This is a genomic window from Pseudomonas sp. M2, from assembly GCF_015751845.1.
Lineage (GTDB): Bacteria > Pseudomonadota > Gammaproteobacteria > Pseudomonadales > Pseudomonadaceae > Aquipseudomonas > Aquipseudomonas putida_E.
The window spans coordinates 1050312-1070786 of the sequence record NZ_JADOUD010000001.1; the positions used below are offsets into that span (position 1 = coordinate 1050312).

General features: G+C 63.1%; 11 protein-coding genes, 4 tRNA genes and 1 pseudogene. 6 read left to right on the plus strand and 10 right to left on the minus strand.

Features of this window, described 5'->3' with window-relative positions:
• Nucleotides 1-158: 158 nt before the first annotated feature.
• The gene (locus tag IWW33_RS04990; RefSeq protein WP_174142133.1) at nt 159-3932 is read right to left on the minus strand and encodes a bifunctional nitrate reductase/sulfite reductase flavoprotein subunit alpha; all 3774 of its coding nucleotides are present in this window, start codon (nt 3930-3932) and stop codon (nt 159-161) included.
• Between the two features lie 333 nt (nt 3933-4265).
• Between IWW33_RS04990 and map the strand changes: the two genes are divergently transcribed.
• Nucleotides 4266-5042, plus strand: coding sequence for a type I methionyl aminopeptidase (gene map / locus IWW33_RS04995; protein ID WP_161871212.1), 777 nt, complete (start codon nt 4266-4268; stop codon nt 5040-5042).
• Nucleotides 5043-5128: 86 nt separating this feature from the next.
• Here map and IWW33_RS05000 read toward each other — a convergent pair.
• From IWW33_RS05000 to IWW33_RS05015, 4 genes are all read right to left on the minus strand, one after another.
• A tRNA-Asp gene (locus tag IWW33_RS05000) sits at nt 5129-5205 on the minus strand.
• Between the two features lie 13 nt (nt 5206-5218).
• Nucleotides 5219-5294, minus strand: a tRNA-Val gene (locus IWW33_RS05005).
• A gap of 170 nt (nt 5295-5464) precedes the next feature.
• A tRNA-Asp gene (locus IWW33_RS05010) sits at nt 5465-5541 on the minus strand.
• A gap of 13 nt (nt 5542-5554) precedes the next feature.
• A tRNA-Val gene (locus IWW33_RS05015) sits at nt 5555-5630 on the minus strand.
• A 215-nt stretch (nt 5631-5845) separates the two neighbouring features.
• Here IWW33_RS05015 and rdgC point away from each other — a divergent pair.
• Nucleotides 5846-6766, plus strand: coding sequence for a recombination-associated protein RdgC (rdgC, locus tag IWW33_RS05020; RefSeq protein WP_046787424.1), 921 nt, complete (start codon nt 5846-5848; stop codon nt 6764-6766).
• A 186-nt stretch (nt 6767-6952) separates the two neighbouring features.
• Nucleotides 6953-7270: a quaternary ammonium compound efflux SMR transporter SugE gene (sugE, locus tag IWW33_RS05025; RefSeq protein WP_012313171.1), complete on the plus strand. Its 318-nt coding sequence runs from the start codon at nt 6953-6955 to the stop codon at nt 7268-7270.
• A 10-nt stretch (nt 7271-7280) separates the two neighbouring features.
• Here sugE and IWW33_RS05030 read toward each other — a convergent pair whose 3' ends face one another.
• Nucleotides 7281-9158 carry a 1-acyl-sn-glycerol-3-phosphate acyltransferase gene (locus IWW33_RS05030; protein ID WP_174142132.1) on the minus strand — a complete coding sequence of 626 codons (1878 nt, stop codon included), beginning with the start codon at nt 9156-9158 and terminating at the stop codon, nt 7281-7283.
• A gap of 267 nt (nt 9159-9425) precedes the next feature.
• Here IWW33_RS05030 and IWW33_RS05035 point away from each other — a divergent pair, with 267 nt between their 5' ends.
• On the plus strand, nt 9426-11345 hold the full coding sequence (locus IWW33_RS05035) for a methyl-accepting chemotaxis protein (protein ID WP_174142131.1): 1920 nt from the start codon (nt 9426-9428) through the stop codon (nt 11343-11345).
• Between the two features lie 65 nt (nt 11346-11410).
• Here the strand turns inward: IWW33_RS05035 and IWW33_RS05040 are convergent, their stop codons facing one another.
• Nucleotides 11411-12712 carry an SLC13 family permease gene (locus IWW33_RS05040; RefSeq protein ID WP_046787427.1) on the minus strand — a complete coding sequence of 434 codons (1302 nt, stop codon included), beginning with the start codon at nt 12710-12712 and terminating at the stop codon, nt 11411-11413.
• Nucleotides 12713-12744: 32 nt separating this feature from the next.
• On the minus strand, nt 12745-13578 hold the full coding sequence (locus IWW33_RS05045) for an amidohydrolase family protein (protein ID WP_119688415.1): 834 nt from the start codon (nt 13576-13578) through the stop codon (nt 12745-12747).
• Between the two features lie 166 nt (nt 13579-13744).
• Here IWW33_RS05045 and IWW33_RS05050 point away from each other — a divergent pair, with 166 nt between their 5' ends.
• Both IWW33_RS05050 and IWW33_RS05055 read left to right on the plus strand, forming a co-directional pair.
• Nucleotides 13745-14482, plus strand: a complete 738-nt coding sequence (locus IWW33_RS05050) for a GntR family transcriptional regulator (RefSeq protein ID WP_174142130.1) — start codon at nt 13745-13747, stop codon at nt 14480-14482.
• Nucleotides 14483-14636: 154 nt separating this feature from the next.
• Nucleotides 14637-18113 carry a hybrid sensor histidine kinase/response regulator gene (locus tag IWW33_RS05055; RefSeq protein ID WP_125924953.1) on the plus strand — a complete coding sequence of 1159 codons (3477 nt, stop codon included), beginning with the start codon at nt 14637-14639 and terminating at the stop codon, nt 18111-18113.
• Here the strand turns inward: IWW33_RS05055 and rmuC are convergent.
• A complete protein-coding gene (gene rmuC / locus IWW33_RS05060; protein WP_174142154.1) occupies nt 18085-19458 on the minus strand; it encodes a DNA recombination protein RmuC in 1374 nt (457 codons plus the stop codon). The two genes, IWW33_RS05055 and rmuC, sit on opposite strands and share 29 nt — an antisense overlap.
• A gap of 170 nt (nt 19459-19628) precedes the next feature.
• A pseudogene (locus IWW33_RS05065) lies at nt 19629-19973 on the minus strand (sel1 repeat family protein); the annotation flags it as partial.
• Nucleotides 19974-20475: the final 502 nt, after the last annotated feature.

Consider the following 20475-nt stretch of genomic DNA (forward strand, 5'->3'; position numbering starts at 1 on the left):
TATGTTGCCAGTTACGGCCCTATCGCCGGCAAGCCGCTCCCACAGGTGCAGCAAAGGGATTGAGAGCAGCGGAGCCCTTGCAGGAGCCGGCTTGCCGGCGATAGGGCCAGCCCAAACCATGCACATTCAAGGTGCATGGCTCCCCATCCTGGAGCACTTCAGTAAACGTCGCGCCGATAACGCTTGGCCTTGCTCAACGCCTGCACATACGCATCGGCGTCCACGCCCCCATGCTCGGCAATAATTTCGCGCAGCACCGCATCCACATCCTTGGCCATGCGCTGAGCATCACCACAGACATAGAAGTACGCCCCCGCCTCCAGCCACTGCCACACTTGCGCGCCCTGCTCACGCATCCGCTGCTGCACATAGATTTTTTCTGCCTGGTCGCGGGAAAACGCTGTATCCAGGCGCAGGTGTCCGCTCGCTTGCCAGGCCTGCAACTGCTCCTGGTAGTAAAAGTCGGTGGCTGCATATTGCTCGCCGAAGAACAGCCAGTTTTCCCCTTTTGCACCCCGCGCTTCACGCTCTTCGAGGAACGCACGAAACGGTGCGATGCCTGTACCGGGGCCAATCATGATCAGCGGTACATCATCGTCATCAGGCAGGCGAAAATGCCTGGAGGCCTGGGGGAAGATCGCCACCTTCACAGCCTGCCCCCGGTCAGCGAGGAAGCTTGAGCACACCCCTTTTCGCTGGCCATAACGCACGGTAGAGACGGTCAAATGCACCTGGCCAGGGTGGGCCAATGGGCTTGAGCTGATCGAGTACAGTCGCGGTTGCAAGGGTTTGAGCAGGTCGAGCCAGGTTGCCAGCGGAAGGTCCTGTGGAAACGCGCGCAGAACGTCAACCAACTGCCGGCCCCACAGCCAATCCTGCAGTGCGGCCTTGCGTTCAGGCTGCAACAGGTGCCGCAGGTCCTCAGCCTGCTGGCTGAACACCTGCAGTTGCTGTGGGCTGACCCTGGCAATTTCCAGGTGCGACGCCAAGGCCTGAGCCAACGGCATGGGCGGCAGGCCCTTGAGTTCGACCTGGGCCTGGCCGTCCTGCCGCATGAGTGCCAGCAATTCCTCCACCAGCGCCGGGCAGTTGCGGGGCCACACGCCCAGCGCATCGCCCGCTGCATAGGTGAAGCCGCTGGCTGGAAGGTCGAACACCAGCTGGCGGGTTTCCTTGCTTGACCCGGGGCCACTGAGCAGGTTGTTTTCCAGCAGGGTGGCCGCCCACGGCCGTTGCTTGCTGTAGGGCGCAGCGAGTGCGGGCTCGTTGACCGGTAGCGCCACGGCAGCGCTGCCCAGCTCGGGCAAAAGCGCGTCGAGCCAAGCGGCAAACGCCTCATCGAAATCCGGTTCACAATCGACGCGCGGCAGCAGGCGGCGCCCCCCCAATTCGGCCAGGCGCTGGTCGAGCTTGCGACCAAACCCACAGAACTGGGCGTAACTTGAGTCGCCAAGGGCCAGCACGGCATAAGGCAGCTCGGCGCAGTGGGCGCCCTCCTCGCCCTGCAGCGCCCGCCAAAACGCGGTGGCGCTGTCGGGCGCATCACCATCGCCGAAGGTGCTGGCAATCAGCAGCACACTGGCCGCACCCTGCAGCTGGCTTGGGCTGACCGCCTCCATGCAACTGAGCTGTACCTGCAGCCCTGCGCCGTGCAAACGCTCTGCGCAGCGCTCGGCCAGCGCCTCGCCATTGCCGGTCTGCGAGGCCCACAACACCTGATGTCGGGGCGGGCCGGGGGGCATGGCCAGCAGCACGCGGGCAGGCTCCGGGGCAAGGGTGGTGGTGCCAAGGTCGAGGGCATCGATGCGCTCGCCGGCAACCCGCTCAAGGGCCACGGCGCAGTGCTTGAGGGCAGGCTGCAGCGACAGCGGGTCGACCGCATCGCAAGTCACGGCATTGATTGCCAGGTGCTCGCCGATCACATCGTTCCAGTGGAACGGCGCGAAGCAATCGCCCGGCATGACCCGGTCGCTGACCCGCGCCGGCAGCACGGCCCGGCCACGGCGCGAGCGGATCGCCACCTGGTCCTTGTCCTGGATACCCAGCCGCGCGGCATCCTCGGGGTGGAGTTCGACAAAGGGGCCGGGCTCCAGCCTGTTCAGCGCCGGTACCTTGCCGGTCTTGGTCAGGGTGTGCCACTGGTGTTGCACGCGGCCGGTATTGAGCACCAGCGGGTAATCGGCGTCCGGCAACTCCGACGCGGGCAGCCAGGGCCGGGCGAAGAAGCGGGCCTTGCCACTGGCTGTAGGGAACACCAGGGACGAGGGTGCGCCTTCTTCGATGTAACGCACGGGGCTGCGGTCGTCCACGCGGCCCGGCGCGCAAGGCCACTGGTGCGGCTTGTCACGCAGTTGCGGGTAGCCGACCCCACGCAGGTCGTAGCCGGTGAGCGGGTTGTGGAAGCGGCGGATTTCGTCATACACCGCTTCGGCGTCGGGGTAATCGAAGGCCTCGGCATAACCCATGGCACAGGCGACCCGGGCGATGATCTGCCAGTCCGGCAAGCTCTGGCCTGGTGCAGCCACGGCGCGAGGCATCAGTGTGAGGTTGCGTTCGCTGTTGATCATCACGCCCTCACCTTCAGCCCAGAGGGCGGCGGGCAGGAGAATGTCGGCGTAAGGGTTGGTTTCGGTGTCGAGAAAGGCATCCTGGGTGATCACAAGCTGCGCCTGGCGCAGGCCATCGATCACCTGCTGGCGGTTGGCGACGCTGGCCACCGGGTTGCTGCAGATGATCCAGCAGGCCTTCACTTCACCCGTTTTCATCTGCTCGAACAGCGCTACCGTGCCCTCGCCGCTTTCTGCTCGCAGGCTGCCCGGTGCCAGGTCCCATTGCGCTTCGACAAAACTACGGTCGGCGTCGATCAGCGCCGAACGTTGGCCCGGCAGCCCCGGCCCCATGTAGCCCATCTCACGGCCACCCATGGCATTGGGCTGGCCGGTCAGCGAGAACGGCCCACTGCCGGGGCGGCAGATGGCGCCGGTGGCCAGGTGCAGGTTGCACAGCGCATTGGTATGCCAGGTGCCGTGCACGCTCTGGTTCAGGCCCATGGTCCAGCAGCTCATCCACTCACCCGCGCTGCCGATCAACGCGGCAGCCTGGCGGATTTCATCTTCTGCAAGGCCGGTGATGGCCGCGACGCGTTCAGGCGTGTAGTCCTCGAGGAAGGCTGGCAGCGCTTCCCAGCCCTCGGTGTGGCGGGCAATGAAGGCGCGGTTTGTCTGGCCATTGCGGTGCAGCAGGTGCAGCAGGCCGTTGAGCAGGGCCAGGTCGCTGCCGGGGCGCACTTGCAGGAACAGGTCGGCCTTGTCGGCGGTGGCGGTGCGCCGCGGGTCGACAACGATCAGTTTCGCTCCAGCCTTTACCCGGTCGAGCAGGCGCAGGAAGAGGATCGGATGGCAGTCGGCCATGTTGGCACCGATCACCAGGAACACCTCGGCACGCTCGAAGTCCTGGTAACTGCCGGGCGGGCCATCGGCCCCCAGCGAGAGTTTGTAGCCGCTGCCGGCGCTGGCCATGCACAGGCGTGAATTGGACTCGATATGGCGCGTGCGGATAAAGCCCTTGGCCAGTTTGTTGGCCAGGTACTGGGCCTCCAGTGACATCTGCCCGGAGACGTAAAGCGCTACGGCGTCCGGGCCGTGCTGGTCGATGATGCCGCGCAGGCGCTCGGCAGCCTGGGCGATGGCCTGGTCCATGCTGCTGCGCGCCGGTTCATGGTCGCGTTGCTGGCGTACAAAGGCACTTTCCATGCGCCCGGCGGCGGTCAGGGGCAGGTGCGCGGTGAGGCCTTTGGTGCAGAGGCGGCCGAAGTTGCTCGGGTGCAGCTTGTCACCGCTGATCTTGCTGACCTTGCCATCGGCCACGCTCATGACGATGCCACAGCCTACGCCGCAATAGGGGCAGACGCTGCGTACTTCGGTGCTGGCCATGGGGGGGTCTCCTGGTGCAAACGCAAAAGGCGCCGGCTGCCCCCGGCTTGCTTGGCAAGCGAGGGCAACACGGCGCCTTTGTCGTGAAGGGTTGAAGGCGGTCGACGTTGACGGCCTTGATGGTGGTCTTTCAGCAATTGTTGGGCCAGCTGTGCCCTGGGGCCGCTTTGCGGCCCTTTCGCGACACAAGGCCGCCCCTACAGGCGCTAGCCATGTGCCGCTAACGGTTGCACAGCAGCCCCAAAACGGTGACCGACGCACCATCAGGTGGCAGCCGGGCGCCCCATGGCGCTATGCTGAAAGCTTTCCGCCTCAGAGCTACTTTGCACCCACATGTCCCAGGTGATCCTCAAGACCCCCGCCCAACTCGACCTGATGCGCAACGCCGGCCGTTTACTGGCCCAGGTATTCGCCGACCTCGATACCTTCATCCGCCCCGGCGTGACCACCATGCAGATCAACGACCGCGCCGAGGCCTTCATCGTCGGCACCCTCAAGGCGCGCCCGGCGAGCAAGGGCCAGTACGGTTTCCCCTACGCGCTCAATACCTCGGTGGACCACGTGGTCTGCCACGGCATGCCCAAGGCCGATGAGGTGTTGAGTGAAGGGTCGATCATCAACGTCGACATCACGCTGGAACAAGGCGGCTATATCGCCGACTCGTCGAAAATGTATTGCCTGGGCCCGGTCAGCGATGAGGCACGGCGCCTGGTCGACACCACCTATGAGGCCTTGTGGAAGGGGATTGAGCAGGTGCGCCCGGGGGCGACGCTTGGCGACATCGGCCACGCCGTCCAGGCCCATGCCGAGGCGGCGGGCTACAACGTGGTGCGCGAGTACTGCGGCCATGGCATTGGCCAGCAAATGCATGAAGGGCCAGAGGTGCTGCATTACGGCCAGCGCGGCATGGGCATGAAGCTCAAGCCGGGCATGGTGTTTACCATCGAGCCGATGATCAACCAGGGCGGGCGTGGCACGCGGACCTTGAAGGACGGGTGGACGGTGATTACCCGTGACCACACGCTGTCGGCGCAGTGGGAACATACCGTCGCGGTGACCGAGGATGGGGTCGAGGTGCTGACGCTACGCAAGGAAGAGCACGTGGGCTGAGCGCACGGCGCAGACACAAAAAAAGCGACCCTAAGGTCGCTTTTTTTGTTACTTCCGGGTGTTCAGTGGGCCCTGGAAGTGGAATATGGCGCAGCGGACGGGACTCGAACCCGCGACCCCCGGCGTGACAGGCCGGTATTCTAACCGACTGAACTACCGCTGCGCTATTCATCGAGTGGTGGGTGATGACGGGATCGAACCGCCGACCCTCTGCTTGTAAGGCAGATGCTCTCCCGGCTGAGCTAATCACCCTTCGTCTCGGTGAGGCGCGCATTCTACGGAGCAAGCGCAAGCGTGGCAAGTCGTTGGGCTGTTTTTTTTAAAAAAATTGAAAAGATTCAAACAGCACAAACAAAAAAAGCGACCCTAAGGTCGCTTCTTTTTTTACTTCCGGGTGTTCAGTGGGCCCTGGAAGTGGAATATGGCGCAGCGGACGGGACTCGAACCCGCGACCCCCGGCGTGACAGGCCGGTATTCTAACCGACTGAACTACCGCTGCGCTATACATCGAGTGGTGGGTGATGACGGGATCGAACCGCCGACCCTCTGCTTGTAAGGCAGATGCTCTCCCGGCTGAGCTAATCACCCTTCGTCTCGGTGTGGCGCGCATTCTACGGAGGGAGCGCCACCCTGGCAAGCACATTTTTCAACTTTTCTAAAAAAAATTCTCAGGCCTTTCAAAGACCTAGCGCCGTCTACGGTTTCTTTCCTCTATATGGCTGCTGGCCCGATGACAGGGCTGGCCTGGAACGGCTGCACGGAGAATAATGCCCCCCTTATGCATTAAGGAGAGACTCACCCTCATGTGGTTCAAGAACCTGCTGACCTACCGCCTGACCCAGGATGTCCCGTTCGAGGCTGAAGCACTGGAGGCCGCCCTGGCCAGCAAGCCGGCCCGCCCCTGCGCCAGCCAGGAGCTGACCACTTATGGTTTCGTCGCGCCGTTCGGCAAAGGCGAAGACGCTCCCCTGGTGCACGTCAGCGGCGAGTTCCTGCTGATTGCCGCGCGCAAGGAAGAACGCATCCTGCCAAGCAGCGTCGTAAACGATGCTGTCAAAGAGAAGGTCGAAGAGATCGAGACCGAGCAGATGCGCAAGGTCTATAAAAAGGAACGCGACCAGATCAAGGACGAGATCATCCAGGCCTTCCTGCCGCGCGCGTTCATCCGCCGCTCGATGATCTTCGCCGCCATCGCCCCGCGCCTGGGCATGATCCTGGTCAACTCGGCCAGCGCCAAGCGCGCCGAAGACCTGCTGTCGACCCTGCGTGAGGTGATGGGCTCGCTGCCGGTGCGCCCTGCCACGGTCAAGATCGCACCGGCCGCGACCATGACCGACTGGGTCAAGTCGCAGCAGGCTGCCGAAGGGTTCTATGTGCTGGATGAATGCGAGTTGCGCGACACCGCCGAAGATGGCGGCATCGTGCGCTGCAAGCGCCAGGACCTGACCGGCGAGGAAATCCAGCTGCACCTGAGCACTGGCAAGGTGGTTACCCAGCTGGCCTTGGCCTGGCAGGACAAGCTGTCGTTCGTGCTCGACGACAAGATGGTGATCAAGCGCCTGAAGTTCGAGGAGTTGCTGCAGGAGCAGGCCGAACAGGATGGCGGCGATGAAGCGGCGCAGCAGTTCGATGCCAGCTTCCTGCTGATGATGATGACCTTCAGCGAATTCCTGCCGGTGCTGTTCGAAGCGCTGGGCGGCGAAGAGATTCCGCAAGGGGTCTGACGCGGCTTGGAGCTGCAAGCTGCAAGAAAAATCAAAAGCGGTACCGCGGCGCCCAAAACGACGCCGTACTGCTTGCAGCTTGCAGCTTGCAGCTGCACTATCATGCCCACGGTGAGGACGACCTCACGACGCACCGCGTGACCATTCCGGGGACGGCCCCATCATTCAAACGATGGAGACTCACTCATGTCCTGGATCATCCTGTTCTTCGCCGGCCTGTTCGAAGTCGGCTGGGCTGTCGGCCTCAAATACACCGACGGTTTCACCCGCCCGCTTCCCACCGTGCTAACCGTCGGCGCCATGGTCATCAGCCTGGGCCTGCTGGGCCTGGCCATGAAAGAGCTGCCGCTGGGCACCGCCTATGCCATCTGGACCGGCGTAGGTGCCGTCGGCACAGTGATCGCCGGGATCATCCTGTTCGGTGAATCCATGGCCCTGGTGCGGCTGGTCAGTGTGGCGCTGATCGTTACCGGCCTGATCGGCCTGAAAGTCAGCGCCAGCTGACGGCTTATGCCTAACGCAGGTCGCCGCGCAAGCGGCTGACCTGCTCACGCAGCAACTCAGGCTGCGCCACCTCCACCGGGATGGACGCTCCGGCGACGATGGTCACCCGCGACCACAAGCGCTTGAAGAACCCCTTGCCCGGATCGCGGCTGAAGAAACTGCCCCACAGCCCCTGCAGCGCCAGTGGAATCACCGGCACCGGCGTTTCTTCGAGAATGCGGCTGACACCACCGCGGAACACATCGATCTCGCCATCGCCGGTCAACTTGCCTTCCGGGAAAATGCACACCACCTCCCCCGCCGCCAGGTACTCGGCGATACGGGCGAACGCGCGCTCGTAAGTGGCCTGGTCTTCATTGCGCCCGGCAATCGGGATGGCACCTGCGGTGCGGAACACGAAATTGAGCACCGGCAGGTTGTAGATCTTGTAGTACATCACGAACCGGATCGGGCGGCGGATCGCCCCGCCGAGCAGCAGCGCGTCCACGAATGACACATGGTTGCACACCAGCAGCGCTGCGCCTTCGTCGGGGATGCGTTCGAGGTCGCGATGCTCCACGCGGTACATCGAGTGGCTCAACAGCCAGATCAAAAAGCGCATGGTGAACTCGGGCACGATCCTGAAGATGTAAGCGTTGACCAGGATATTGAGCAGCGACACCACCAGGAACAGCTGCGGGATGCTCAGGTCCGCAAGGCCCAGCAGGACGATGGTGAGGATGGCCGACACCACCATGAACAAGGCATTGAGAATATTGTTGGCGGCGATGACTCGCGCGCGCTGGCCCTCGGCGGTGCGCGCCTGGATCAGCGCGTACAGCGGCACGATATAGAAGCCGCCGAATACCCCAAGGCCGACGATCGACACCAGGATCCACCAGGCCTGGCTCATGCCCAGCAGTGCCAGCCAGTCGTGCGGCGCTGCGCCGGCCGGCACATCACCGGAGTGCCACCACCAGAGCAGCCCGAACAGCGTCAGGCCAAACGAGCCGAAAGGCACCAGGCCAATCTCGACCTTGCGCCCACTGAGCCGCTCACACAATAACGAGCCCAAGGCGATACCCACCGAGAACAGGGTCAGCACCAAGGTCACCACCGTGCCGTCACCATGCAGCCAATCCTTGGCGTAGGCCGGGATCTGGGTCAGGTAGATGGCGCCGACGAACCAGAACCACGAGTTGCCGACGATCGAACGCGACACCGCGGGCGGTTGCCCCAACCCCATGCGCAGGATCACCCACGACTGCTTGAAGATGTTCCAGTCCAGTGGCATTTGCGGTGATACGGCCGCCGCACGCGGGATCCAGCGGCTGGCCAGGTAGCCCAGCACTGCGGTGCCCACCACCCCGCCCGCCACCACCGTGGCGTAGCTGTCGCTGGCCATCATCACCCCGGCGCCAATGGTGCCGGCGAGAATGGCGAGGAAGGTGCCCATCTCCACCAGGCCGTTGCCACCCACCAACTCTTCTTCACGCAGCGCCTGGGGCAGGATCGAATACTTCACCGGGCCGAACAGCGCCGAATGGGTGCCCATGCAGAACAGCGCCACCAGCATCAGCAGCAGGTTATCGCTGACAAAACCGAGCGCACCGATGGCCATGATGGCAATTTCGGCCAGCTTGATCGCGCGGATCAAGGCGTCCTTGGCGAACTTCTCGCCAAACTGCCCGCCCAGTGCCGAAAACAGGAAGAACGGCAGGATGAACAGCAGCGCGCAAAGGTTGACCCAGATCGAGCGGTCCCCGTCGCCAAGGCTGAGCTTGAACAGGATCGCCAAGATCAGCGACTGCTTGAACAGGTTGTCGTTGAAGGCACCCAGCGACTGGGTGATGAAAAACGGCAGGAAGCGCCGCTTGCCGAGCAAGGTGAATTGCGAGGAATGACTCATCGTCCTTGTTCCCTGAGGGGCTTTTGTCATTTGAGGCACGCAGGCCGCAATAAGCCACAAATTTGCACAGGAACGCCTGTTGCTGGCAAGCCAGGCACGTCGGGCACAGCGCCCGCGGTGCCGCATGATGGCATTTTGACGCCAATCTTCTTGATATCAGTGTTCAGATTTTGTTACATCTGCCGATTAAACATATAGATGACTGTATCTACCAGAAGGAACGGACCTCCGGTCTCCTCCAACGCACAAGAAAAGGAGCTCAGCAGCATGCTTACCTGGATAGGCGACCTCAGGATCGCCCACAAACTCTTCCTCGGTTTCGGCCTGGTGCTGGGCCTGACCTTGCTCCAGTCGCTGATCAGCTGGGAAGGCATGGGCAGCCTGGTACGCCGCAGCGAGGTGGTCAGTGAGGTGTCGCGCCTCAACGATGCCTTGGGCGACCTGCGTGAGGCGCGCCTGCGCCACGCCATCGCCAATGGCGCAGAAAACGAAGGCAAGGCGTTGCAGGGCGCGCTTGAAGCGTTCCAGACGCCGCTGGCGAAACTGCGTGGGACCTTGGTCAAGCCACAGAGCCTGGCGTTGATCGACAAGGCCGAGCAGACCCTTCGCGGGTATGCCGCCAACCAGGCGCAGAGCTTCCAGTCGTACCAGAAAATGCGCGCGGCACAAAAGGAAATGGGCGCCCTCGCCACCCGTTCGTTCGCCAGCATCGAGGCCATTCGCACCCAGGTACGCGCCCTGCCCGATGCCGAGCAACGCGTTGTACGCAGCGAAGCGATCAACCAGATCCGCGAGAACCTGATCCTGCTCCGCTACCACGTACGCGGCTACACCGGTAACACCAACGCCGACACCGAAAAACTGATGAACGCACAGATCGCCACCACGGTGAACGAGTTGCCAGGGCTGGTGGCGCGTTTCAATGGCAGCTTCGACGCACAGTTCGCCACCCTGAACCAACAGGTTCGCGCCTATGCCGAGGCGGTCGAAGCTTTCCGTGGAGAAGTGAGCAAGCTGGTCGCGTGCCGCAACGCCATGGCCAGCGACATAAACACGCTCACAGGCCTGATCGGTGAACTGCTCGACGCCCAGGCGGTATCGGTGGTCAGCGACAGCCAGTTCGCCAAGAACCTGCAGATCTTCACCACGCTGCTGGCGCTGCTCATGGGCATCTTTGCCGCGCTCATCATCGCCCGCCAGATCAGCGCGCCGCTGCAGCAGGCCTTGCGTGCCATGCAGCAGGTAGCCGCCGGAGACCTCAGCGAGCAACCGGCCAGCCGCCGCCGCGACGAAGTCGGCCAGTTGCAAAATGCGTTGCAGGGCATGACCGGCAACCTGCGCGACTTGATCGCGCAGGTGCGCGACGGTATTTCGCAGATTGCCAGTGCCACTGAAGAACTGTCGGCCATCACCGAGCAGACCAGCGCCGGCGCCAGCAGCCAGAAAGTGGAAACCGATCAGGTTGCCACGGCCATGCAGGAAATGGCCGCCACCGTGCATGAAGTGGCGCGCAACGCCGGTGAGGCCTCGCAGGCCGCCAGTGCCACGGACGAGGAAGCACGCGAAGGGGAAAGTGTGGCCAACCGCGCCGTCGCTCAGATCGGCCGGCTGGCCAACCAGGTGGACGCCACTGGCCAAGCCATGGGTGCGCTACGCAACGAGAGCCAGCGTATCGGCAAGGTCATGGACGTTATCAAGGCAGTGGCGGAGCAGACCAACCTGCTGGCGCTCAATGCCGCGATCGAAGCAGCACGCGCTGGTGAGGCTGGCCGTGGCTTTGCCGTGGTGGCCGATGAAGTGCGCAGCCTGGCGCAACGTACCCAGGCGTCGACCCTGGAAATCGAGTCGGCCATCGGCAGCCTGGAAGAAGGCACCCGCTCAGTGAGCGAACTGATGGACGAAAGCCAGAGCCTGACCCAGAGCAGCGTGGCGCTGGTGCGTGAAGCCGGGGTAGCGCTGGAAGGCATAACCCAACGCGTTTCGGGGATTCAATCGATGAACCAGCAGATTGCTGCGGCTTCCGAGCAGCAGAGCGCGGTGGCCGAAGAGATCAGCCGTAGCGTGGTGACAGTGAGGGATATTTCCGAGCAGACGGCGCAGGCCAGCCAGCAGACGTCCGCTTCCAGTGTCGAGCTGGCGCGCCTGGGTGGGCAGTTGCAGCAGATGATCAGCCGGTTCCGGTTCTAGTCACTGCAACGACAAGCATGAAAAAACCGCAGCCAGGCTGCGGTTTTTTTTCATGCTTTTGAACGTCAGAGCACGAAGGTCAGCAGCACATTGAACGCCAGCGCCGCCACGAAGCCGATGGGCGCCGCCTTGAACAGCAACTGCGGGAACAACGAAGCGCGGCTCTTCTCGTTGCTGCAGGAGCCCAGAATCAGGCTGCCGCCGGAGGAAAACGGCGAGATCGAGGTGGCTTGGGCACCCGCAACGATGGCAATGAACAGGATCATGGGCTCGATACCCATGTTCTGTGCAATCGGCAGCACCATGGGGAACAGCGCCGGCGTCACGACGCCCAAGGTGCTGGAGAAGATGGACATGAATGCCGCCACCGCACCGAATACCACCGGCACCATGATTGGCGGGATGCTGGTGCCGATCCAGGAGGCGAGAATGTCGATGGTGCCGGCCTTGATCGCCACGGAAATCAGCATGCCCACACCACAGATCATGATCAGCGTGCCCCAGGGCACGGTCGCCATGGCCTTGCGTTCGTCACCGAGCTTGAGCAACAGGGCGATCACCGAGAACAGGCTGGCGATCAGGCCGATATCCACCTTGGCGTTGATGAAGGCTACCGTGGCATTGCCCGGCAGGGCGATGCTGGCCACCGGCGCAGCCAGCACCATCAGCATCATCGCCAGGGTCAACCACAACGTGGTTCGCTGCTGGCTGTTGAGCGCCGCTGGCGCCTCGACAGCAACGGCCGAAGCCTTCAACGCGCGGCCATGGCCGGTGAGGAAGACGAATACCCCGATCACCAGCAATGGGATGACCAAGGTGCTGACGAAGATACCGGCCGCGTTGATGAACGCCTGGTTGTCGCTCACGCCGGCATTGGTCATCAGCCCGCGGAAGATGATGCCGCTCTGGCTGGACATGAAGTTGGCCCCGCTGAGCGCGCCATAGTTCACGGCCATGCCGCCGACGATCAGGCTCATGCGGGTACGCTCGCACAGCAGCAGGGTAATCGGCGCCATGAACGCCAGCACGGTGTAGTACCCCGCCCCCATCGCGGCGATCACGGTGGCGGCGAAGAACACGGCGAACGGCAGCAACTGCGGCACTGCCCGGCAGCGGTAGATAAGGTGCTCGGCCAGCTTCTCCAAGGTGCCATTGACCGTGGCGAAGCTGTAGAACAGGCAGACCGAGAAGATCACGAAGAAGATCTTGAGCGGCCACAGGCCGATGACCTCCGAAGGGCTCAGGCCCATGCCGAAACAACCGATCAGATAGGCAAAGGCGATGGCGAAAAGGCCGATGTTGATCTTGGTCTTGTAACCGAGGGCCACGGCGACGACGATGGCCGCGACGACGAGCATGCTCATCATGTTGAAAGTGTCCTGTTGTTATTGTGTAAGTATCAGCGCGAACGGTCGAAGCCGAACAGCTTCGCCGGGTTGAGTCTCAGCACCTGGGCACGCTCGCCCGCATCGGGGAGCAGCGCTTCGAAGAAGGCATACTGATCGGCGTAGCTGGTCTGGCGTTCGAACTGGGTATTGGGCCAGTCGCTCCCCCACAGCAAGCGCTCCAGGCCACCCGCCGCTTGCCGTATCTGCGCCAGAAGTACCTGCGCTTTGGCCAGATCGGTCTGGCTGCGATACCCGGCAGACAGCTTCAGCCACAGCTTCGGTTCGCTGAGCAGGTGAAGGAAAGTGCGGTGGCTGTCCTTTCGCGGGTCGATCCCTTCGCCAGGCAGACCAAAATGATCGACCACCACATCCACGCCACAGGCGAGGATCGCCGGCACGATCAATGCCAGGTCATCGAAACCACGCTGGATTTCCACCTGCCAGCCGCGCGCAGCCAGGCGTTTGAACAATGCGGTCCACTCGGGCCCGGCATAGTCTGCCAGGTGCTTGCCGATCAGGTTCAGGCGGATACCGACCACGCCAACGTCAGCCAGCGCATCCAGCTGCTGATCGCTGACCGTCGCATCGACGACCGCCACAGCGCGCAGGCGCTCTGGAAAGCGGCGCAGGGCCTGGACCATGAAGCTGTTGTCGGTGCCCAGGAAACTGGGCTGGATCAGTACGCCATGGGACAGGCCATGCTGATCCAGGTGAGCAAGGTACTGCTCGATCAGCGCATCGTAGTCCGGGCTGTAGCGACGGTTGGCCACCATCGGCAGGTCTTGGCGAAAGATATGGGCATGGGTATCGACGCCGGTGATGGCGGGCAGATAGGGGTTGGTCATGAAGCGAACCCTGGTCGATTGTTATGGCAGCTGAAGCGCTGTGTTTTTATACAAACATGCAGTCATATATATGAATATATGACCATATCTTCAGTCGACCGACTCTGTCAATCGAGCCCCGGGTGGTAAAGTAGCGCCAACTCGTCAGCCATGGACCCTTCGCACAATGAGTAACGGGATACTCGGACAAGACCCGCGCCTACCGCTTTATCAGCAAGTACGGGAAGAAATCCTCGCCAGGATCGCCGCCGGGCAGTGGCTACCCGGGGCACCGATCCCTACTGAAACGGAGCTGACCCGCCTCTACGGTGTCGCCATCGGCACTGTGCGCAAGGCGGTCGACACCTTGGTCAATGAAGGCCTGCTGTTGCGCAGCCAGGGCCGCGGCACCTTCGTGCGGCGCCCTGACTTCGAGGGTTCACTGTTTCGGTTTTTCCGACAGGTGGATTCGACCGGCCAGCGCCTGGTGCCGATCAGCCGCATACTGGAAAAGCAGTTGCGCGAGCCGCCGGCTGAAGTCAGCAAAGCCCTTGGGCTGGGCGACGCAGAACAGGTCATCTGGCTCGAGCGCCTGCGCCTGGTAGATGGCCGCCCGCTGTTTCATGAGCAGATCTGGCTACCAGCTGCGCGTTTCATGGCCCTGCTGGATATCGATGCAGACGCCTTCGGCGACCTGCTCTACCCTTTCTACGAGTCCCACTGTGGCCAGTGCGTAGCCTCGGCCAAGGAAACACTGACAGTCGGTACGGCCGATGCCGCCAGTGCCCGCCACCTGGCAATCGAGGAAGGTGCGCCGGTGGTGATAATCCAGCGCACGGCCCTGGGTTACGACCGCAACCCGCTGGAGTACCGCGTGTCCCAGGCAGCAGCAGAAGGCTTCCGCTACCAGATCGACATTTCCTGAGGCGATGGCGGGCATTGCCGGGCACCGGCACAGGCTGATGTGCCCGGCCCTGCGACGACACGCCACTGCGACCATCGTCGGCGCTGACGAACCTGTGCCTGCGTGCCAGACTGACTGATCGGGACCGCGTTACTTTTTTTGCTCCGGAGTCTTCATGTCGTTGTCCAGCGGGCTGATCGCCCTGGTCGCCCTGGCCTACATGGCCGTCATGTTCGCCATCGCCTTCTACGGCGACCGCCGCAGCACACCATTGCCGCCGCGGCTGCGCGCCTGGGTGTACAGCCTGTCCCTGGCGGTGTACTGCACCAGCTGGACTTTCTTCGGTGCGGTCGGCCAGGCGGCCGAGCAGCTTTGGGCGTTCCTGCCGATCTACCTGGGCCCGATCCTGCTGCTGATCTTCGCACCCTGGGTGCTGCAGAAGATGGTGCTGATCAGCAAGCAGCAGAACATCACCTCGATCGCCGACTTCATCGCTGCGCGCTACGGCAAGTCGCAGACCCTGGCCGTGGTGGTGGCGCTGATCTGCCTGGTCGGGGTGCTGCCCTACATCGCCTTGCAGCTCAAAGGCATCGTGCTCGGTGTCAACCTGCTGATCGGCGCGAATGCCGACGCCACCGGCACCCGTGTGCAGGACACCGCGCTGGTGGTGTCGCTGGTACTGGCGCTGTTCGCCATCGTTTTTGGCACGCGCAGCCTTGACGTGACCGAACACCACCGCGGCATGGTCCTGGCCATCGCGTTCGAGTCGCTGATCAAGCTGCTGGCCTTTCTCGCCGTCGGCGTGTTCGTGGTGTTCAACCTGTACGACGGGTTTGACGACCTGTTCACCCAGGCTCGCCAGTCGGTGCTGCTGGACAGCTACTGGCAGGAGACGATCAACTGGCCATCGATGGTGGTGCAGACCGCCGTGGCGATGATGGCGATCATCTGCCTGCCCCGGCAGTTCCACGTGACCGTGGTGGAGAACATCGAACCGCAGGACATGCGCCTGGCGCGCTGGGTGTTCCCGATGTACCTGGCCCTGGCCGCGCTGTTCGTGGTGCCCATTGCCTTGGCCGGGCAAATGCTGCTGCCAGGCACGGTGATTTCCGATTCCTTCGTGATCAGCCTGCCGCTGGCCGAAGCGCACCCGAGCCTGGCCTTGCTTGCCTTCATCGGCGGTGCCTCGGCCGCCACCGGCATGGTCATCGTCGAGGCCGTGGCGTTGTCGACCATGGTCTCCAACGACATGCTGCTGCCGTGGCTGTTGCGCCGCAATAACGCAGAGCGGCCTTTCGAGGTGTTCCGCCACTGGATGCTGTCGGTGCGCCGGGTGACCATCGTGGTCATCCTGCTGCTGGCCTATGTCAGCTATCGCCTGCTTGGCTCTACCGCAAGCCTTGCAACCATCGGCCAGATTGCTTTCGCCGCGGTGACCCAACTCACCCCGGCCATGCTCGGTGCGCTGTACTGGAAGCAAGCCAACCGCCGTGGCGTGTTCGCCGGCCTCGCTGCGGGTATATTCCTGTGGTTCTACACCCTGGTGCTGCCGATCGCCGCCCACAGCCTGGGCTGGTCGCTGCAGCTGTTCCCGGGCCTGGCGTGGCTGCACGGCAACCCGCTGGGCCTGCCGATCACGCCGCTCACCCAGGGCGTGGTGCTGTCACTGGCGGGCAACTTCACCTTGTTCGCCTGGGTCTCGATGCTGTCACGCACGCGCGTGTCGGAGCACTGGCAGGCCGGGCGCTTCATCGGCCAGCAGACCAGTGCCCGCCCCAATGGCAAACCGCTGCTGGCGGTGCAGATCGATGACCTGCTGACGCTGGCCTCACGCTTTGTCGGTGAGGAACGTGCGCGGCAAAGCTTCATCCGCTTTGCCTATCGCCAGGGCAAAGGCTTCAACCCCAACCAGAACGCTGACGGCGACTGGATCGAACACACCGAGCGCCTGCTCGCCGGGGTGCTCGGCAGCTCCTCGACCCGCGCCGTGGTCAAGGCGGCCATCGAAGGGCGCGACATGCAGCTTGAAGACGTGGTGCGGATCGCTGACGAAGCCAGCGAAGTGCTGCAGTTCAACCGCGCGCTGCTGCAAGGCGCCATCGAGAACATCAACCAGGGCATCAGTGTGGTCGACCAGAACCTGCACCTGGTGGCCTGGAACCGCCGCTACCTGGAGCTGTTCAACTACCCCGACGGCTTGATCAGCGTCGGCCGGCCGATCGCCGACATCATCCGTTACAACGCCGAACGCGGCCTGTGCGGCCCGGGCGAGGCACAGGTGCATGTGGCGCGGCGCCTGCACTGGATGCGCCAAGGCCGTGCGCATTCCTCCGAGCGGCTGTTCCCCAATGGCCGGGTGATCGAACTGATCGGCAACCCGATGCCCGGGGGCGGCTTTGTGATGAGCTTCACCGACATCACCCCGTTCCGCGAGGCCGAACAGGCGTTGCGCGATGCCAACGAGCGCCTTGAACAGCGGGTGGCCGAACGCACCCACGAGCTGTCGCAACTCAACCAGGCCCTGTCGGAGGCCAAAAGCCAGGCCGAAGCGGTCAGCAAGTCCAAGACCCGCTTCCTGGCGGCGGTCAGCCATGACCTGATGCAACCGCTCAACGCCGCGCGGCTGTTCTCCGCCGCCTTGTCGCAACAGGCCGGGGGCATGAACGACGAGGCCCAACAGTTGGTGCAGCACATGGACAGCTCGCTGCGTTCGGCCGAAGAGCTGATCAGCGACCTGCTGGATATCTCGCGCCTGGAAAACGGCAAGATCACCCCCGACATCAAGCCGTTTGCCCTGAATGAGCTGTTCGATACGCTGGGTGCGGAGTTCAAGGTCCTGGCCGCCGAGAAGGGGCTGGAGTTCCGCTTGCGCGGTAGCCGCCTGCGGATCGACAGTGACATGAGGCTGCTACGCCGGGTGCTGCAGAACTTCCTTACCAACGCCCTGCGCTACGGCAAGAGCCCGATCCTGCTGGGCGCCCGGCGCCAGGGCGAACGGCTGTGGCTGGAGGTGTGGGACCGCGGCCCAGGCATCGCCGACGACAAGCTGCAGGTGATCTTCCAGGAATTCAAGCGCCTGGACAGCCACCAGACCCGCGCCGAAAAGGGCCTGGGGCTGGGCCTGGCGATTGCCGATGGCCTGTGCCGGGTGCTCGGCCACACGCTGCAGGTGCGCTCATGGCCGGGCAAAGGCACCGTGTTCCGCGTCAACGTACCGATCGCCCGCCAGGCCGTAGCCGCGCCGAGCGCACCGGTGGAGCAAGCCAGCCAGCCGCTGGCCGGGCTGCAAGTGCTGTGCATCGACAACGAAGACAGCATCCTGATCGGCATGAACAGCCTGCTCAGCCGCTGGGGCTGCCAGGTGTGGACAGCGCGCAACCGCGCCGACTGCGAGGCGTTGCTGGCGCAGGGCATGCGCCCGCACCTGGCGCTGGTGGACTATCACCTGGATGACGGCGAAACCGGAACCGGGCTGATGGGCTGGCTACGCGCCCGCCTGGGCGAGCCGGTGCCTGGGGTGGTGATCAGCGCCGACGGCAGCAAGGAAACCTTGGCCACGGTGCATGCCGCAGGCCTCGATTACCTGGCCAAGCCGGTCAAGCCGGCGGCCTTGCGCGCGCTGCTCAATCGCCATCTGAGCCTGGTTCAGTAACCGCCTCGTCCGGCAACGTTTCATCCGTCAGTGCCCGCTCCAGCAAGTCGGCCGGCAGGCTCTTGCTGGCACGGGCGCCGAGCAGCTTGAGCTGCTCACTGCGGCTGACCAGGTTGCCACGCCCTTCACAGAGTTTGTTGCGCGCAGCGGCATAGGCCTTGTCGACCTGCTGCAGGCGATTGCCCAGCTCGTCAAGGTCCTGGATGAACAGCACGAACTTGTCATACAGCCAACCGGCGCGTTCGGCGATCTCGCGGGCATTCTGCCCCTGGCGTTCTTGCTTCCATAAGCTGTCGATGACCCTCAGGGTAGCGAGCAAAGTGGTCGGGCTGACGATCACGATCTGCCGGTCGAAGGCCTCCTGGAACAGGTTCGGCTCGGCCTGCAGGGCTGCCGAGAACGCGGCCTCGATGGGCACGAACAACAGCACGAAATCCAGGCTGTGCAGGCCTTCCAGGCGGCTGTAGTCCTTGCTCGACAGCCCTTTCACGTGGCTGCGCAGCGACTGTACGTGCTGCTTCAGCGCGCTTTCATCATTGCTGCTGACAAACTGCTGGTAGGCAGTGAGGCTGACCTTGGCATCGACCACCACCTGCTTGTCACCCGGCAACATGATCAATACGTCTGGCTGGAAGCGTTCACCATCGGCGCTCTTGAGGCTGACCTGGGTCTGGTACTCGCGGCCTTTTTCCAGCCCGGCATGCTCGAGCACACGCTCGAGAATCAACTCACCCCAGTTGCCCTGGGTTTTCTGGCCCTTGAGCGCCTGGGTAAGGTTGGTGGCTTCGTCGGACAGGCGCAGGTTGAGTTGCTGCAGGCGTTCCAGTTCCTTGCCCAGGGAAAAACGCTCACGGGCTTCCTGCTGGTAGCTCTCCTCGACACGCTTTTCGAAGGCCTGGATGCGCTCCTTGAGCGGGTCGAGCAACTGGCCCAAGTGCTGCTGGCTGGTCTGTGCGAAACGCTGCTCGCGTTCGTCGAAGATTTTCGTGGCCAGGTCGGCGAACTGCGCACGCAGGGTATCGCGGGCTTCCTGCAGGTCTTCAAGGCGCTGCTGATGGCTGTCCTGCTGCTCACGCAGCTCAGCTTCCAGGCGTGCTGCCTGGGCCTCCAGGCGACGCTGTTCGGCTTCCCGGTTGACGCGTTCGAGGTGCCAGCCGTGGGCAGCGTCTCGGGCATTGTCGCGGTCAATCTGCAGCAGCTCGAGTTCGCGGCCCTGGGCGGCCAGTTGGGCCTGCTTGAGCGTGTTGGCTTCGCTGAGGTCACTGACCTCGTCCCGGCTGGCATCCAGTTGCGCCTGCAGGCCGGCCTGGGCCAGCAGGGCGCCATTGAGGCGTTCTTCGAGCAAGGCCCGCTCGCTTTGGCGGGCAGCCTGACGGCGCTGCACCTGCATGACCCAAACCAGGCAAGGCAAGGCGCCTGCCACCAAGCCCAGCACAATGCTGGTCAGATCCACTGCCATGCTTACCCCGAACAAGTCTGTCGCAAATGAGATGCAGCTTAACAGTCCGTATGTTCCTGCGCCTGCCCCGGCTCACTGGCCTGGCAGAGCCGCGCGTACTCCAGTTGCGCAAGGCGGTCGCCGGCCCGCGCCGCCTGGCGCAGCAGTTCATGACCGATGCGCCTGTCACGGGAATTGCCGCAGTCGCGGCAGAGCATCTGCCCCAACCGGCTCTGGGCCACTACCACGCCCTCGCGAGCCGGCTGTTTGAGCAGGCGTCCGGCCAAGTGCTTGACCTGCGGCTTTTCGCCCAGGCGCGGGTTGTCCAGCAGCCATAGGGCCACTTTCAGTGAAAAGCGTTTGGACGAAGGGGCTGATGAAGTGACAGCGGGTTCGGTGGGGGATTTACCGCGAAATTTCATGACAAACAGAGAAGGCAATTCGAAAGGCGCGCCACTCTACCCTTTTTTTCATATCGTGACCTGAGGATTTTCTGCGCCCGGAAAAAAATTTCGATGATCTTTTCTTGACGTTTCCAAGTGGATGGCCGGCGGATCTGCAGCTGCCTGATGATTGTCGGACAGTTCTGTAATTTGCTGGCACTCCCGTCCTAGAGCAAGCGCTCGGGACAATCCACAGTTCCTGTGGATAACTCGGTGGACAACCCCCCAAACCACCCCGCAAACCCGCGTGAAACGGGGCTTTCAGTCAAACTGACGATTTTTTCACCAGCTAAAAATAGTGTTTTTTTTCATTGACTTAAGGTAGCAGTCAAGGCATTGGCAGGCTTGGCGGGGGGTGTTGTCGAGCTGTTACAAGTCACGCCTCGAATGTGAACAAGTGCACCGAAAACCTGCATTTGAATGCACGAACTTGGTACATCCAGCCGGTTGTGCGCCATTTGCCCCCTCTTCACACAACGCA